General features: G+C 70.3%; 16 protein-coding genes. 6 read left to right on the forward strand and 10 right to left on the reverse strand.

Annotation, left to right across the window (positions count from 1 at the left end; genetic code table 11):
* On the reverse strand, positions 1 to 1,502 hold a 1,502-nt coding region (locus tag BST11_RS14050), incomplete at its 3' end, for an Hsp70 family protein (RefSeq protein WP_142276345.1).
* A gap of 184 nt (positions 1,503 to 1,686) precedes the next feature.
* On the reverse strand, positions 1,687 to 2,913 hold the full coding sequence (locus tag BST11_RS14055; protein ID WP_083138557.1) for a hypothetical protein: 1,227 nt from the start codon (positions 2,911 to 2,913) through the stop codon (positions 1,687 to 1,689).
* A gap of 38 nt (positions 2,914 to 2,951) precedes the next feature.
* Here BST11_RS14055 and BST11_RS14060 point away from each other — a divergent pair, with 38 nt between their 5' ends.
* Both BST11_RS14060 and BST11_RS14065 read left to right on the forward strand, forming a co-directional pair.
* Entirely contained in the window at positions 2,952 to 3,572 is a 621-nt protein-coding gene (locus BST11_RS14060; RefSeq protein ID WP_083138558.1) for a TetR/AcrR family transcriptional regulator, read from the forward strand.
* Complete coding sequence (locus tag BST11_RS14065; RefSeq protein ID WP_083138559.1) at positions 3,559 to 4,047, forward strand: nuclear transport factor 2 family protein; 489 nt, start codon at positions 3,559 to 3,561, stop codon at positions 4,045 to 4,047. The genes BST11_RS14060 and BST11_RS14065 overlap by 14 nt, the downstream gene beginning before the upstream one ends.
* 16 nt (positions 4,048 to 4,063) lie before the next feature.
* On the opposite strand, the gene kasB is transcribed toward BST11_RS14065, so the two are convergent.
* From kasB to BST11_RS14080, 3 genes are all read right to left on the reverse strand, one after another.
* Positions 4,064 to 5,323, reverse strand: a complete 1,260-nt coding sequence (gene kasB, locus BST11_RS14070) for a 3-oxoacyl-ACP synthase KasB (RefSeq protein WP_083138560.1) — start codon at positions 5,321 to 5,323, stop codon at positions 4,064 to 4,066.
* 74 nt (positions 5,324 to 5,397) lie between these two features.
* Positions 5,398 to 6,051 carry a L,D-transpeptidase family protein gene (locus tag BST11_RS14075; RefSeq protein ID WP_083138597.1) on the reverse strand — a complete coding sequence of 218 codons (654 nt, stop codon included), beginning with the start codon at positions 6,049 to 6,051 and terminating at the stop codon, positions 5,398 to 5,400.
* Between the two features lie 45 nt (positions 6,052 to 6,096).
* Positions 6,097 to 6,771, reverse strand: coding sequence for a phosphatase PAP2 family protein (locus BST11_RS14080; protein ID WP_083138561.1), 675 nt, complete (start codon positions 6,769 to 6,771; stop codon positions 6,097 to 6,099).
* 72 nt (positions 6,772 to 6,843) lie between these two features.
* On the opposite strand from BST11_RS14080, the gene BST11_RS14085 reads away from it, so the two are divergent.
* The gene (locus tag BST11_RS14085; RefSeq protein WP_083138562.1) at positions 6,844 to 7,326 is read left to right on the forward strand and encodes a hypothetical protein; all 483 of its coding nucleotides are present in this window, start codon (positions 6,844 to 6,846) and stop codon (positions 7,324 to 7,326) included.
* Here BST11_RS14085 and BST11_RS14090 read toward each other — a convergent pair.
* Positions 7,310 to 7,591, reverse strand: coding sequence for a hypothetical protein (locus BST11_RS14090; protein ID WP_083138563.1), 282 nt, complete (start codon positions 7,589 to 7,591; stop codon positions 7,310 to 7,312). The genes BST11_RS14085 and BST11_RS14090 overlap by 17 nt on opposite strands.
* A 28-nt stretch (positions 7,592 to 7,619) precedes the next feature.
* Here BST11_RS14090 and bluB point away from each other — a divergent pair, with 28 nt between their 5' ends.
* Both bluB and BST11_RS14100 read left to right on the forward strand, forming a co-directional pair.
* Positions 7,620 to 8,285, forward strand: coding sequence for a 5,6-dimethylbenzimidazole synthase (bluB, locus tag BST11_RS14095; RefSeq protein WP_083138564.1), 666 nt, complete (start codon positions 7,620 to 7,622; stop codon positions 8,283 to 8,285).
* Between the two features lie 72 nt (positions 8,286 to 8,357).
* Positions 8,358 to 9,725: a sulfatase family protein gene (locus BST11_RS14100; RefSeq protein WP_083138565.1), complete on the forward strand. Its 1,368-nt coding sequence runs from the start codon at positions 8,358 to 8,360 to the stop codon at positions 9,723 to 9,725.
* Between the two features lie 5 nt (positions 9,726 to 9,730).
* Here BST11_RS14100 and BST11_RS14105 read toward each other — a convergent pair whose 3' ends face one another.
* Entirely contained in the window at positions 9,731 to 10,525 is a 795-nt protein-coding gene (locus BST11_RS14105; RefSeq protein ID WP_083138566.1) for a trans-aconitate 2-methyltransferase, read from the reverse strand.
* A gap of 102 nt (positions 10,526 to 10,627) precedes the next feature.
* On the opposite strand from BST11_RS14105, the gene BST11_RS14110 reads away from it, so the two are divergent.
* The gene (locus tag BST11_RS14110) at positions 10,628 to 11,821 is read left to right on the forward strand and encodes an alpha/beta hydrolase family protein (RefSeq protein ID WP_083138599.1); all 1,194 of its coding nucleotides are present in this window, start codon (positions 10,628 to 10,630) and stop codon (positions 11,819 to 11,821) included.
* Here the strand turns inward: BST11_RS14110 and eccE are convergent.
* From eccE to eccD, 3 genes are read right to left on the reverse strand one after another with little or no spacing between them, the layout of a single operon-like run.
* The gene (gene eccE / locus BST11_RS14115) at positions 11,811 to 12,803 is read right to left on the reverse strand and encodes a type VII secretion protein EccE (RefSeq protein WP_142276346.1); all 993 of its coding nucleotides are present in this window, start codon (positions 12,801 to 12,803) and stop codon (positions 11,811 to 11,813) included. The two genes, BST11_RS14110 and eccE, sit on opposite strands and share 11 nt — an antisense overlap.
* Positions 12,800 to 14,194 carry a type VII secretion-associated serine protease mycosin gene (gene mycP / locus BST11_RS14120; RefSeq protein WP_083138567.1) on the reverse strand — a complete coding sequence of 465 codons (1,395 nt, stop codon included), beginning with the start codon at positions 14,192 to 14,194 and terminating at the stop codon, positions 12,800 to 12,802. The genes eccE and mycP overlap by 4 nt, the downstream gene beginning before the upstream one ends.
* Entirely contained in the window at positions 14,191 to 15,621 is a 1,431-nt protein-coding gene (gene eccD, locus BST11_RS14125; RefSeq protein WP_142276347.1) for a type VII secretion integral membrane protein EccD, read from the reverse strand. The genes mycP and eccD overlap by 4 nt, the downstream gene beginning before the upstream one ends.
* Between the last annotated feature and the right edge of the window lie 24 nt (positions 15,622 to 15,645).

Raw genomic sequence — 15,645 nt, forward strand, 5'->3', positions numbered from 1 at the left:
GCGCTGGGCGGCGCCGGCACGGGCGTGGGGGGCGGGGGCGCCGGGCTGGGCACCAGGGAGCTGACCGGCGGCAGCGGCAGGGGCGCGACCGTCGGCGGGCGCGGGGCCTGGCGGTTTTCGATGCCCGTCAACGTGACGGCCACGCCGCCGACCGCGGTCACGGCGACCACGGCGCACATCCCGACGATCAACTGCGACAGCCGCAGTCGCCGCCATGGCCTTTCCTTGGGCGGCTCGATCACGTTGAGGCGCATCGACCACCCGGCCGGACCGTCCTCCTCGAACGCGGCGGCGCTGTACGGGACCCGGATGTCGCCGGGGAATTCGGTTTGCGACCAAGCCAATTCGCGGTCGGTGAGGGCCTCGTCGTCGATCACCAGCACGTCGCCGGCGGGTAGTTCGACGATCTCGCCGGCGGCGGCCGTGAGCAGGCCGATGGACGTGCGCGTCCGCAAATCCCGCTCCTCGCCGCGGGACGCCAGCGTCAGCGCGCCGAGGGCCGCGGCGTGCCCCGGCTGCGCCGGGCTGACGACCGGCCGGCGGCCGTGCACCGAAAGGCGTTCGGTGACAAGGGGAATGCTCGCGCCGCCGCCGACGGTGACCACCGCGGACAAGTCGGTCCAGCCCCGCTTGTGCCGGGCCAGCATCTCGTCGAACGCGTAGATGAAGCCGGACAGCCGATCCTGAATCAGGTCGCCCAGCTCGTCGCGCGTCAGCTTCATGGTGCACCGCCGCCCACCGAGCTCGGCCGCGAATTCGACGGCGGTTTCGGTGGACAGCCGCTCCTTGGCCGCGCGGCACTGCTCCCGGAGCAGGCCGAGTTGCCCGACCCCGGCGGTGCTGGCGGGGTCGATGCCGCTGCCGTGTCCGAGTTCCTCGAACACCTTCAGCAGCACCGCCTGGTCGATCTCCTCACCGGAGAACGCCGCGTAACGCATTGTCGGGCTGACGAGTTCGAAGTCCCCGGCCAGGCTGATCAGGGTGGCCGAGGTGCCGCCGCCACCGAAATCGATCAGCGCCACCACGCCCGTCGCGGCCAGGCAAAGCTCCGCGTTCGCCGCGGTCAGCGACGCGATGGCGTCCGAGACCAGCCGGGGCGCCATGCCGCTTCGGACGAACCCCAGATGCGTGCGCAAGCCGTTGCGCAGCGCCTGCACCGTGCCGGGCTTCCAGTACGCGGGGACGGCGATGGAGATCTCCGACGCGGCCGAATCCGCGCCCGCCGCCACCATCATCGCGTCCAGCGCCTCGACCATGAGCAGGTCCGGGTCGTGCGTGGAGCCGTCGGGCGAAACCAGCGCGACCGACTCCCCGATTCGCTCCACGAAGCCGCGCATGAGCACGCCCGGCTCGGCCAGCTTCGGATCTTCCGTAGGCAGGCCGATTTTCGGCGCACAATGCGGATACAGGCTCAACACCGCACGCCGTGCTACCGGTGGGCTTTCGTTGCGCGCAGCGACCAGGTTCGTGGTCCCGATCGACAACCCGACTGGGTCGTACATAGAGCGAAAACCTTCGTCTACTGAGGGTATAGAGGTCGTTGGCCAGCGTTAACCATAGCCGCGGACACGCGCAAAGCCGATGGCTTGCAATGTCATTGGTATCGGCTCGATGTGATTGTGTCACCGAAGCGGTATCAAATACCCCTTGACAAACCTGGTCAGATCGGGTCGAAGGGGGCCTGGTTCACACCACGGTGAGCGGCAGCGAGCGCCTCGGCTCGAACTGGAACGTGGATCCGCCGCTGAATTTGGCCACCGAAACCTCGGGCAATTCGGCCGCGGGGGCGTCGGTTTCGACCAGTCGTGCGGTCCACTCGGTGCCGGTGCCGCTGACGTGAACCCGAAGGCGCGGATCCACCGCGGTGGCGATCGCCTGCAGCGGCCGCACGGATTCCGGCGAGCACAGCGATATCCAGGCGCCGTCGTCGTGGGCCGGCGACGGACGCACGATCAGCTCGTCGTCCGCCGTCTGCGCGACGACGTAGCCCGCGGGATTGAGCAGCGGGTGCAACTCGAACACCGTTCGCGCCCCGTCGATTCCGCCCGGAGAGCCCAGGGCGCGGTGGATCCGCTCCGCGCCCAGCCCGGCCACGCCGATCAGGCCGCGGGTGCCGACCGAGACGGCCTGTGCATCGTCGGAGGCGCGCGCCCGCACGGCGACGGCGAACGACAGGTACAGCAGGTGCATCTGCAAGCACACCTCGTCGGCCATGCGCACCAGCGCCGAGTGCGAGAACGCGGAGAAGTCGAAGTCGGACAGCAGCGGCCCCGAGTAGTCCGCCTGCCCGTCATCGGAGCGATCGATGGGATCCAGTTCCCATGTCGCGGCGCGGGTTTGGCGGATGGTGTCCAGCGCGGGTATGCCCTGGGCCTCCGGGTGGGAGTCGTCGATGATGACGGTCCACGCGCAGTGCGGGTGCCGATCCGCCGGCGTGCGCGGCGGCCGGTGGATGGGACGCATCTGCGCGCGCGGGTTGGTCGCCACGGCGGTGGCGTCGAAGGTGGGGTCCTCGATGGTGTGGCACATCCCGAAGACGTACTCCTCGCCCATGGGCTCGACGTCGAGCAGCGCCCCGCAGTGGTCGAGCTGGAATTCCCCGTGCCACCGGTCGTCGATCGTGTAGCGGAAATCCATGAACTGCGGCGGGGCGCCGATGTCGAGCTGCAGGCCCTTGAAGATGGTGGGCACGTCGACGCCCTCGTAGTTCAGCGCCCGCTGCATGCGCTTGGTGTAGACCGGGCTGGCGCCCGCCCACTCCTCGATGGCGATCTGCACCATTTCTTCACGGCCGAATTCCTGGATGCACCAGGCCATTCCCGAGCGGTCGATCATGTGACCGATCAGGAGCAGTTCGGGCACCAGGACGGACAGCTCCCGCCGGGACAACCGCGCGTATCGGGATGGGCTCACCGCCCAAAAATAGTTGCGTCTATGTTATAAAGTCAACAATGACTACCGTCTCGGCCGCCGCGGGTAAGGGCCCGGGGCGCCCCGCCGGCCCCACCCGGCGCACCACCGCGCCGCGCAAGCGCGGCGACGACACCCGCACCAAGATCATCGACGAGACGGTGCGCTGCATCATGGAGGAAGGCTTCGCCGCCGCGACCGCCAAGCACGTGGCCGAACGCGCCGGCGTGACGTGGGGGGTCATCCAATACCACTTCGGGGACCGCAACGGCTTGTTGATGGCGGTCGTGGACGACGGGGTGGCCAGGCTGGTCGAGAGCCTGTCGTCGGCCAACGTCAGCGACCTTCCGCTGCGCAGCCGCATCGAGGTCGTCGTGGACACCGCGTGGGCCTGCTACAGCAGCCCGACGTCGATGGCCGCCTTCGAAATCCTGCGTGCCACCCGCGGCGGATCGTCGCGGCGCCACCTGCTCGAGATGAACTCCGCGATCGCCCAGCTCGGCCGCCTGATCACCGAGGACCCCGCCAAAGCCGGTGTGGCCGAAGTGATCTGGGCCGCCCTGCGCGGTGTCGTGCTGGCGCAGATGATCACCGGGACGGCCGTCGACTGGAGCCTGGAACGGCACGCCCTGATCGACATGGTGACCCGTGTGCTGCAATGACGGGATGACCCCTCAAGATCTCGCCGACATCGAGGCCATCAAGCAGCTCAAGTACCGCTATCTGCGCGCGCTGGACACCAAGCACTGGGACGACTTCGCCGACACGCTGGCCGAGGACATCAAGGCCGACTACGGCCCATCGATCGGCAACGAACTGCACTTCACCAACCGCACCGAGTTGGTGGACTACATGCGCTCGTCGCTCGGCCCGAACGTCATCACCGAGCACCGCGTCACCCACCCGGAGGTCACCGTGACCGGCGACACCGCGTCGGGCAGCTGGTACCTGCAGGACCGGGTGATCGTCGCCGACCTCAACTTCATGCTGATCGGCGCCGCCTTCTACCGCGACACCTACCGGCGCACCGACGCCGGCTGGAAGATCAGCGGAACCGGCTACGACCGGACCTACGACGCCACGATGTCGTTGGCGGGCATGGACTTCAAGGTCAAGCCGGGCCGCGCGCTGGCATAGACGGCCCCGGCCCCGCTCAGTACCTGCCGAAGGCCATGGCGACGTTGTGGCCGCCGAATCCGAACGAGTTGTTGATCGCGTAGTTGAAATTGGCCTGCCGCGGCTTGCCCGCCACCACGTCCAAATCGATTTCGGGATCGAGGTTTTCCAGGTTCAGCGTCGGCGGGATCACCTGGTCCCGCAGCGCGAGCACGGTCAGGATCGACTCCACCGCGCCGACCGCGCCCACCGAGTGACCCAGCGCCGCCTTGGGCGCATACACCGCGGCGTTCCCGCCGTGCGGGCCCAGCGCGTTGTTGATCGCCTGGCCCTCGGCCACGTCACCCACCGACGTGCCGGTGGCGTGGGCGTTGACGTGACCGATGTCGCCCGGCGTCAGCCCCGCCAGCTGGATCGCCCGGCTCATCGCGTGCCCGGCGCGCTCGCCGTTGGGGTCCGGGGCCACCATGTGGTAGCCGTCGGAGGTGATGCTCGCGCCCATCAGCCGGGCCAGGATTCGGGCGCCCCGGGCCTTGGCGTGCTCCTCGGTCTCGATCACCATCAGCGCGCCCGCCTCGCCGAACACGAAACCGGTCCGGTCGCGGTCGAACGGGCGGCACGCGCCCACGGGGTCGTCGTTCTTGGTGGACATCACGATGCGCATCTGCGCGAACGCCGCGATCGCCACCGCCTCGATCTTGACCTCCACGCCGCCGCAGATGGCGATGTCGGCCTCGCCGAACACGATGCTGCGCCACGCCTGGGCGATGCCCTCGGAGCCGGACGCGCACGCCGACACCGACGTGAGCACGCCGGCCCGCGCGTGCCGTTCCAGCCCGACCGCCGCGGCGGCGCTGTTGGGCATGTACTTCTGCACCGCCAGCGGCGACACCGCCTTCCTCCCGCGCGCGCGCATGTCGTCGTAGCTGAAGACGATCTGCTCGGCGCTGCCCAGGCCGGTACCGACGGAGACCATCAGCCGGTCGGGGTCGACCTCGGGGGCGCCGGCGTCCTCCCACACCCGGCGGCTCAACATGGTGGACATTCGCGGCAGATAACCCATCCGGTGCCGCTCGGCGCGGGTCAACCCGTCGTCGAATTCCTCCAGCAGGTGCCCGCCGATGCGCACCGGCAGGTCGTAGTGCTCGACAAACGAGTCGTCGAGGGTGCGGATGCCGCTCTGGCCATCCAGCAACAACTTCCAGGTGGTCTCCGCGTCAGTCGCCAACGCGGTCGTCATGGCCATGCCAGTGACGACGACGTTTGGCAGCGTTTTCCCGGTAACCAGCTCTGTCATGCGAAGGCGCCTTTCGTCCTTGCGTAACACTAGCCCGGCGGGGCGGACGCTCCTACACCCCTCGCGGCCGCCGGTCATTTCGTGATCGCGATCACCGCGCCGGGCCGCAGCCAGCGGATGATCTGCACCAGCGTGGCATCGTCGATGGCCACGCACCCCTCGGTGGGCGCCCCGTCGGTGGTGTGGAAGAAAAACGCGGAACCCCCGCCGGGGGTCTTGTTCTTGTTCACGCCCATCACCACGGCGTGCTTGTACTGCGGGATCTGCAGGTTCTCGCTGGCGGAGGTGTCGAACGGGCACCGTGCCTTCTGGCAGACCTGCATGCTGTTGAAGGTCGGGCTGTGGTCGTCCCCGCTCCACCAGTGGTTGGGTCCGACTTGCGTATACGGCAGTCCCCCACCGGGATTGGGTGCCGTGCCGAAGGCGGAGTCGAGCGTGTACACGCCCATCGGGGTGGCCGGCACCCCGCTGCGGGCCTGCGGCGCCATGCCCGCCGAGCCGACGTGCGTCGGGATACCGGTCGCCAGCGCCTGCCACCCCGCGGTGGTGCGCTGGTAGATGTCCATCGTCGCATTCGAGCCGCCGGTGCTGACGACCGAAACCACCTGCGTGGCATTGCTGACCGAGTTCGCGAACCACGGGGTCGCCGCGCCGCCGCGCGGTGCCGGCACCAGTGGCGTCACGATCAGGCACGCCGCGGCGCACAGCGAAACGAGCAGTCGGCGCATGGATTCCATCGTCGGGCGACCCGAAGCTAAGGGTCAAGTAAAGCTTTAGCCCCGGTTGGGTAACTGCGCCGTGACCGCGTGCGCGCGGCCGGCCGGCCGACCCGGCCGAAACACCAACAGGCACAACAGGAAATAGAGGTAGCCCAGCGACCAGCCCGCGAGCACGTCCGACGGGTAGTGCACGTTCAGCGACACCCTGGCGATCCCCACCGACAGCACGTTCAGCGCCGCCACCGCGATCGCGGCGCGACCCAGCGCGCGGCCCATCATCGGCAGCAGGAACGCCAGCAGGGCCAGCGTCGCGGCCGTCACCTCGAGCGCGTGCCCGGAGGGAAACGACGACGAGTCCGCCGCCACCAGCATCGTCGCCGGTCGCGGCCGGTCCACCAGCGCCTTGGCCGCCACCGTCACCAGCCCGCTGAGCGGCGCGCAGGCCAGCAGCACCAGCGCCGCGCGCAGGTTCCGCATCACCAGCGCGGCCGCCGTCGCCACCACGCCCGCCAGCCGCAACGGGACCGGCCCCAGCACCAGCGACACCCCGTCCCAGAACCGCACCCAGAGCGGGTGCTGCGCGGCGAGGTCACGCGCGGCGTCCAGCAGCGACCAATCGCAGCGCTGCAGCCAGTTCCAGTGCTGGCAGCAACCGAGCCACATGACCGCGTAGATGATCGCGGCCACCAGGGCGACGCACAGCATGGGGACGGTCCGCGGACGGGTCACCGGTACACCGATACCAGCACGCCGGCCGTCGCCGGCGCCCCGGGGTGGCGCGCGGGCGGTCATACTTGCGTCATGGCGGTCTTCGTCCGCAGGTTGTTCGGTATCGGCAAGCTTCCCGCCGATCTGCACGCCCAGGTCGAGGCGGAGGGCCTGCTCTACCTCGCCGACTACGTCGCGGTGACCCGGCGGTTCAGTGGCGTCCTGCCCGGTGTGCGGTTGCCGCACAGCGTCGCCAGTTACGCCGGCTCGCTGGTCTTCACCTCCGAGCGGGTGCTGGCGACGCTGTCCATGCTGCCCAGGCTGGCCGGGCCGACCGTCAACGCGCGCTGGGACGCGCCGCAGACCGGCGCGGCGAAGGTGGAGATCTCGTCGACCGGCCTGCAGGTCCACGTCGACGTCGCCGCGGTCGACAAGAAGTTCAGCGGCGAGCTGTCGCTGCACTACAAGGCGACCATCCCGGCGGACGTGCTCGCGGGCCTGCCCCGCCGGTCGCTGGCCTTCGACATGCCGCCCGACTACGTCTTTCGCGCCGTCGGCGTCACCTACAGTCCGTGATCGTCATGCGCGGCCAGGGCGGCTGCCGGAGCACCGCCAGGCTGCCGATCACGGCCGCCAGCAGACCGGTGACGACGCCGATCAGCGCGATCCGGTTCTGGTCGACGGCGGGCACCCAGCGGGCCTCGCCGCCGCTGACGACGAACACGCCGAGCGGTTTGGCGACGGGGATCACGGTGGCCCCGGCGGCGGTCTCGTACGGCTCGCCGTAGACGCGCCCCGCGGCGTCGTCGGGCAGCTGGTCGAGTACGTCGGAAAGCTTCATGGGTCCACGCTAGTGCGGCTTTCCTACCATGGCTGGCGTGAGCGAGCAGGCGTACAGCCCCGAGGAGCGGCGGGCCGTGTATCGGGTGATCTCCGAGCGGCGCGACATGCGCCGGTTCGCGCCGGGCGGGGTGGTGAGCGAGCAGGTGCTGGCGCGCTTGTTGCAGGCCGCGCACGCCGCGCCCAGCGTCGGCCTGATGCAGCCTTGGCGCTTCGTGCGGATCACCGACGACGCGCTGCGGCGGCGCATTCACGCCCTCGTCGACGAGGAACGCCCGCTGACCGCCGCGGCCCTGGGCGATCGGGCCGAGGAGTTCATGGCGCTGAAAGTCGAGGGCATCCTCGAGTGCGCCGAGCTGTTCGTGGTGGCGCTGTGCGACAACCGCGACCGGCACGTCTTCGGCCGGCGCACGCTGCCGCAGATGGATCTCGCGTCGGTGTCGTGCGCGATCCAGAACCTGTGGCTGGCGGCGCGCTCGGAAGGCCTTGGCCTGGGCTGGGTTTCGCTGTTCGACCCGCGACGGCTGGCCGAGCTGCTGGAGATGCCCGCCGGCGCCGAGCCGGTGGCCATCCTGTGCCTGGGTCCGGTTCCCGAATTTCCGGATCGCCCGGCACTGGAGCTCGACGGGTGGGCCTACGCGCGGCCGCTGCCGGAGTTCGTCTGCGAGAACCGCTGGGGCCAGCCGCCGGGGTAACCCGACGGTAAACCGCCAGCGCCGGCCGGCGACGTCGGTGCCTGCGGTATTGTCGCCGGTCGAGGTGACCGTATGACAGAAAACCTGCTGCTCGTGCACTGGCACGACCTGGGCCGATACCTCGGCGTCTACGGCCACCCCGACGTGTCCAGCCCGCGGCTGGACAGGCTCGCCGCCGAAGGCATCCTGTTCACCAGGGCGCACGCCACCGCGCCGCTGTGCTCGCCGTCGCGCGGATCGCTGTTCACCGGCCGCTACCCGCAGAGCAACGGGCTGGTCGGCCTGGCCCACCACGGCTGGGAATACCGCAGCGGGGTGCGGACCCTCCCCCAGATACTGTCCGAATCCGGCTGGTATTCGGCGCTTTTCGGGATGCAGCACGAAACCTCGTACCCGAAGCGGCTGGGCTTCGACGAATTCGACGTGTCCAACTCCTACTGCGAGTACGTGGTCGACAAAGCCGAGGCGTGGCTGCGGGAAAGCGCCGAAAACCTTGCCGGGCAACCGTTCTTGTTGACGGCGGGGTTCTTCGAGACCCACCGACCCTACCCGCGGGACCGCTACCAGCCGGCCGACACCGCCGCCGTCGATCCGCCCGGCTATCTGCCCGACACCCCCGAGGTGCGCGGCGACCTTGCGGAGTTCTACGGGTCGATCGCCGCCGCCGACGCCGCCGTCGGGCGCCTGCTGGACGTGCTGGCCGACACGGGCCTGGACGCCAACACCTGGGTGGTGTTCTTCACCGACCACGGCGCCGCCTTCCCGCGGGCGAAATCCACGCTGTACGACGCCGGAACGGGGATCGGGATGATCGTCCGGCCTCCCACCCGGCGCAGCGTGGCCCCCCACGTCTACGACGAACTCTTCAGCGGAGTCGACTTGGTGCCGACGCTGCTCGGGCTGCTGGGCCTCAACCTGCCGGCCGACGTCGAGGGCGTGTCACACGCCGACGCGCTGCTCGCGCCGGAGCCGCAAGCCGAGCCGATCCGCGACGAGGTCTACACCATGAAGACCTACCACGACTCGTTCGACCCCATTCGCGCGATTCGCACCAAGGAATACAGCTACATCGAGAACTATGCGGCCCGTCCGCTGCTCGATCTGCCGTTGGACATCCAGGAAAGCCCGTCGGGGCAGGCGGTCGCGCCGTTCATTTCGGGCCCGCGCCCCGAGCGCGAACTCTACGACCTGCGAACCGATCCCGGCGAGACCGCCAACCTGCTGACCGACGCGCCGGGCGGCGACGCGGACGTGGAAGGGGTCGCCGCCGATCTGGCTGTGCGCCTGCATGATTGGCGCCAGCGCACCGGCGACGTCATCCCGTCGGAGTTTGCCGGCCACCGCATCGCCCTGCGTTACACCGAGACCTATCTGCAGATTCACCGCATCAGGCCGAGCAGCCGCTCGGCGATCGCCGTCGACCGCGGCATCGAGGAATAGCCCGGCTACGCCTGCTTACCGCCGGAGCGCTGGGCGCCGCCGACCTCGGCGACGATGAAAACCCGCCGGAAGGGAAAGATCGTGGTGCCGTCGGCGCGGGGCGGGTACGCGTCGTCCAACAACGGGATCAGCTCGCGGCGAAACTGCTCCCAGCCCGCGTCGTCGAGCCGCTCGCGCACCGGCACCAGCGCCGTGCCGGTGATCCACTCCAGCACCGGGTTCTCACCGGTCAGCTGATGCAGGTAGGTGCTCTCCCAGACGTCGATCTTGCATCCGGCGTCCAACAGCAGGTTGGCGTAATTCATGGGCGGCTGAACCACCGCGCCCACGCGAAACGGTATGTCGCGCATGAGTTTTGCGTAGGGCTCGCGACGGGCCAGCGCCCGCACGGTGGCATGCGACGGGGTCTCGAAGTTGCCCGGGATCTGCACGCCGATCCACGAGCCGGGCGCCAGCTCGCCGGCCCACCGCACCAGCAGATCGGCGTGCTCGGGCACCCAATGCAGGGCGGCGTTGCAGATCACCACGTCGGTGTCGGGCTTGGGCTTCCAGTCCCGCAAGTCGCCGATGACGGCGTCGATGCCGCGCTCCTTGGCAGCGGCGACCATCTCCGGCGAGCTGTCCACCGCCTCGATCGCCGCCTCCGGCCAGCGCCGGGCCAGGTACTTGGTCAGGTGGCCCGGGCCGCAGCCCAGGTCGACCACTCGACGCGCCTGCTTGGCACCCACTCGCGACACCAGGTCATAGAACGGGCGGCTGCGATGGTCAGCAAAGGCCAGGTAGACGTCGGGATCCCACATGTCGGTCCTCCTGATCAACACCAGCACGGGTCGGGCTGATAGGTAAACCGTATTACCGCATGCGGCCCCACGGCCGACCGAGTGGGCGTTAGCATCGCGTTTGTGACACCGCCTGACCGGGATCCGGTCAATCCCCCGGTTCCCGTTCCGGATGTTCCCGGCGCCGACGTGCCGGCCGGCGCGGCGGGATTGCCACCGCGCTCCGCGCTGTCGCCCCGCCAGCGAATGGTCGTCGAGGCGGCGGCCATCTCCGACCTCGCGCTGCGCACCGCGGTCGCGTCGGTGCTGACCACCACGGTCACGCCGGCCGTGCTCGCCTCGTCGGTGCGCTTCGGCAGCGAACGCGAGAGCCTGCGCTTCTACGCCGAGCTCGGCGCCGAACGTGACCCGGCGAGGTCGTTTCCGGCGCCCACCGATCTGCCCACCGTCTCATCGCGGCCGGCCAACCGGCTCGCGGAGTGGATCGCCCACGGCACCGTCGACAACATCTCGTTCCCCAGCAGCTTCCGGGCCATCAATCCCGCGCTGCGCACGCGCTGGAACGCGTTGTCCGCCAACAACGTTGTGCACGCGCAGCACTGGCGCCATGGCGACGGACCGCACCCCACGCTGTGCGTCATCCACGGCTTCATGGGGTCGTCGTATTTGGCCAACGGGCGGTTCTTCACGCTGCCGTGGTATTACCGTGCCGGCTACGACGTCCTGATGTACACCCTGCCCTTTCACGGCCCACGGGCCGAAAAGTATTCGCCGTTCAGCGGTTTCGGGTATTTCGCTGGCGGCCTGTGCGGCTTCGCCGAGGCGATGGCGCAGGCCGTGCACGACTTCCGGTCCATCATCGACCACCTGCGCCACACCGGCGTCGAGCGCATCGCGCTGACCGGCATCTCGCTCGGCGGCTACACCTCCGCGCTGGTGGCCTCGGTCGACGATCGGCTCGAGGCCGTCATCCCCAATTGCCCGGTCGTGACGCCGGCAACGATGTTCGACGAATGGTTCCCGGCCAACAAGCTCATGGGGCTGGGCCTGCGGATGTCCAAGATCACCCGGGACGAGCTCGCCGCCGGGTTGTCCTACCACTCGCCGCTGAACTACCCGCCGCTGATCGGAAAGGACCGCCGGATGATCATCACCGGCCTCGGCGATCGGATGGCCCCGCCGGGACAGGCGGTCACGCTGTGGGAGCACTGGAATCGCTGTGCGCTGCACTGGTTTCCGGGCAGCCACGTGCTGCACGTGAGCCAGCTGGACTACCTGCGCAGGATGACCCAGTTTCTGCGCGGGGTTATGTTCTAGCGGTTTCGGCCAGCCGCGCCCGGTGGGCGCCCGCCTCCGGGGTCGGCCAGATCAGCCCCGCCAGCACCCCGGCGGGCTCGTCGGCGTGCCCGTCGAGGCGCTGCGCCGACGACAGATCCAGGGTCGCCAGCGCCGGCCGGTGATTCCCGCGCTGCGGGATCAGCCCGGCCAGCGGCGCCGCGCCCGCGGGTGGCGAATCGGTCAAGAACGCACACGCGGCCGCGACGGTGCGGTGGGTGCGGTCGCCGGCGATCTCCAGCGCCGTGCAGGTCTCGCGCACCGGGTGCGAGCGGATCGCGTCCAGCGTCTCGGCCAACCCGTCGTCCACCCGGACGCGGTAGGCCGCAATGTAATCGGAGTCGCCGCGCTGCACGCCCCGCCAGGTCTCGCGGGCGTTGGGCGCCAGCAGCCGCGGGACGTCGTCGGGTGCAACGGTGCTGGCTTCCCAGCCGATCTCACGGAGGTGGTCGGCCAGCCGGCGCGCGACCACCTGGGCGGTTTCGGTCAACGGGATCCGCGACGAGCGCGCCTGCAGCGCCGCCAGGTTGTCGGCCGCCGACACCGTGAGCCCGATCCAGGTCTGGCGTCTGGAGGCGTCGGATGCGTTGTCGCGGCTGGTGATTCGGATCTTGTCGGCGCGGATGCCGTAGCGGTCCAGGTAGCCCGCGATGAGCTGCAGCGGGAGCACGTCCGAGTCACCGAGCGGCGGCCCGAGGCGCAGCAAGGCGGTCACGCTTGTGGCAGGGCCTGATTCGGGCACGAATCCCCGGGCGCGCCGCGCCATGGCCAGGCGGCGGCGCAGGATGGTGGTCAGGTGCAGGCCCTGCCACCAGCCGAACAGCACGATCACGACGGCAGCCGCGATGCCGAGCACCCAGTAGTCACGCGGGGACCGCCAAGGGTATGCCATCGCGGCGGGCACCACGGCCAGCAGCGCCAACGTGATCCGGCCCGTTCCGGGCGCGGGTATCGAGCGGCTCACGGGGTGGTCTCCTTCTTTCTGACGATCGCGGTGATGGCGGCGACGATTGCGACGACGACGGCCAGCGCGGCGGTTCCGGCGAACGCCACGGTTCGCGGGGTGGTGCTTTCGGGTGCGGGTGTCGGCGGGGCGGCGACCGGCCTGGCCGCCGGCCCGCCGGATGGGTTGCCGGCGGGCAGTTCCCACGTCAGCGCCGCCACGGGGTCCACCGCGCCGGCGCCGACGACGTTGGAGGGAGCGCGGGCACCGTTGTGGGCGGTCGCGGTGATGCGGTGCACCACCTGCGTCGCGGTCAGTTGGGGATACTTGCTGCGCACCAAGGCCGCAACGCCCGACACGTAGCCGGCCGCATAGCTGGTGCCGCTCAAGGCGATCAGCTGCTGGTGTTCGTCGGGCAGGCCATTGGCGAGGCCGCCGCCGTCGCGGTTGCTGACCGACACGATGTTTTCGCCGGGTGCCGCGACGCCCACCCACGGCCCGGCCATGGTGAATTTCGACGGCTCCGCGTCCGGCGTGAGGGAGGCCGTCGACAGCACGTAGGGCTGCCACCACGACGGGATGGAGACCGACGTGACACCGGCCCAGTTGCGCGGGTCGTCCGGGCGGCCGAGGTCGGTGAGCGGGTTGGACTCACACGACGTTCCGCCGGCGACCGATCCAGTGGGGCCGTTGTTGCCCGCGGCGGCCACGATCACGGCGTCCTTGTCCACCGCGGCGTAGCGGATCGCCGCACCCAGTGCGGCCTGGTCGACCGTCCGGTCGGCGGGCAGGCAGGTGATCGCCGAGATGTTGATCACGCGGGCGCCGAGGTCGGCGGCGTGCACGATGGCCCGCGCCAGGGTGGCGACGTCTTGAGATGCCCTGGCCAGCAACGGATCGCCGCCCGGCGTGCGCGGTGAGAATTTCGCGGACGTCGTCCTGATGGAGAGCACCCGCGCCGCGGGCGCGACCCCCGAGAACCCATCGTCGCCGGGCTGGCCGGCGATGACGCCGGCCACCAGGGTGCCGTGCCCGTCGCAGTCGGTCAGGCCGTCGGTGGTCTCGACGAAATCCCCGCCGGGATCGACATTGGGCAGCCTTGGGCCGGGGCGCACGCCGGTGTCGATGACCCCCACCAGTTGGCCCTCGCCCCGCGAAAACCGCCATGCCGCGGGAAGGTTGAGCATCGCCTGGCTGGGCGTCGTCACGGCCGGATCGCTGCCCGGGATCACACCGGAGGCGCTGCAGGGGCCGCGCTGCTCCATCGGCTGCCCGGGTCCCGGGGTGCCGCTCGGCGGCGGCACACCGGGGTCAACCTTCGGCTGGTCGACGGCCAACGCCGACGGAGCGGTCCACATCATGGCCGCCAAAGCGGCTGTGACGCAGGCCAATCCGGCTTGGGGCCTCATCATCGATTGAGCACCCAGGCGAACAGACCGACCAGGTAGGCCAGCACGGGGATCAGCGAGGCGTCGAGTCCGGCCGCGGCAAAGCCCACCAGCCGCCGCAGCGGCAGCGAATAGCTTTCCGGCACGGCGATGCGCGGATTCAGCGCCACCACCAGCCATACCAGGGCCAGCGCGACGAGTACCAGCGCGGCGCCGAGGGCGGCGCCGTACCGCCCCGTCGCGGTGTAGAGCACCAACAGGACACCGGCGACCAGGTAGGGCTGGGCGAGCAGCCAGCCCTTGCAGGCGGCCGAGTCCCACACGCGGGCGCGCAGCACGGACGTCGCCGCGGTGGCGCCGACCACGTACCAGCCGAAGCCCCCCAACGACTCCGGGCGCAGCGCGATCGCCACCGAGCCCAGCGCGCTGAGCAACACCGCGGCGGCGATGAACCCGCTCTGATGCGCGTCGCCGATTCGCACCCGCCGCGGCAGGTCCTCGAGCACGCGCAGCGACGGCGCCGACGGGGTCGGATCGCCGGGCGCCGGAATGACGGGCAGCGGGAAGCGCGCCCACAGCGCCGACAACGGAGCGGCCTCGACGGTGACCAGCAGGGCCGCCACGATGAGGCCGCAGCCGATGGCCAGTACCGGGAAATGCCAGATCAATTCGGCGCCGGCGGCCAGCGACACCGCGGCGCCGACGGTTGCGGTCGTGGTGAAGAAGGCGACCACCCGTTCGCGCTCCGGGCCCGGGACCATCAGGGCGATCAGCGACCACGCGGTCACGCCGGCCGCCGCAAGCATCAGCTGTGCCGGCCCGAACCCGCCGGGCACCGCCAGCGCCAGTGCGGCGCCGATGGGCACCAGGGCCGCGATCGACAGCGCCATTCCGGCGCGCGGGGAGCGCACGGTGATGAGCAGGCCGATCACCCCGGTCAGCGCCGCGATCGCGGCAACCGCGACCAGCCCGGCCAGCGCGCCGGTGGCCACCCGGTAGGTGACCCCTAGGCCCGTGGTCAGGAACGCCACGGCGATCGCACCGGCCAGCGCCGCACGCTGGATATGCGCTGTGCCCCAAGGCCGCAACCGGGAAGTCGAGAAGATCATGGCGGCGTCGGCGATGTCCTCGACGATGCCCGGCGCGGCCGGCCCGGCGGGCACCGGCTGCAGCGCCAACAGGTCGCCGTCGACGACTCCGACGGTGTCCAGGCTGGCGTCCAGGCTGAACGGCGCGCCGCCGATCGGTGCGAGGCTCAGGTGGGAGGCCGCGAGACCATCCAAGGTGTCCTCGGTGTCACCGTTGGTGGCCGCCGGGGCCGCCAACCGCTTGACCGCCGGTAGGATTTCGCGCAGCGGAAGCTCGGCCGGCAGCGCCATCTCCGTCAGCCTGCTGTCCGCGAGGATGGCGACGCGCACGATCGGCATCACGGCACCGGACGTCACTGGCATGGTTCTCTCTTCTCTATTTCGTTG

This window comes from Mycobacterium alsense, assembly GCF_002086635.1.
Classification (GTDB): Bacteria; Actinomycetota; Actinomycetes; order Mycobacteriales; family Mycobacteriaceae; genus Mycobacterium; species Mycobacterium alsense.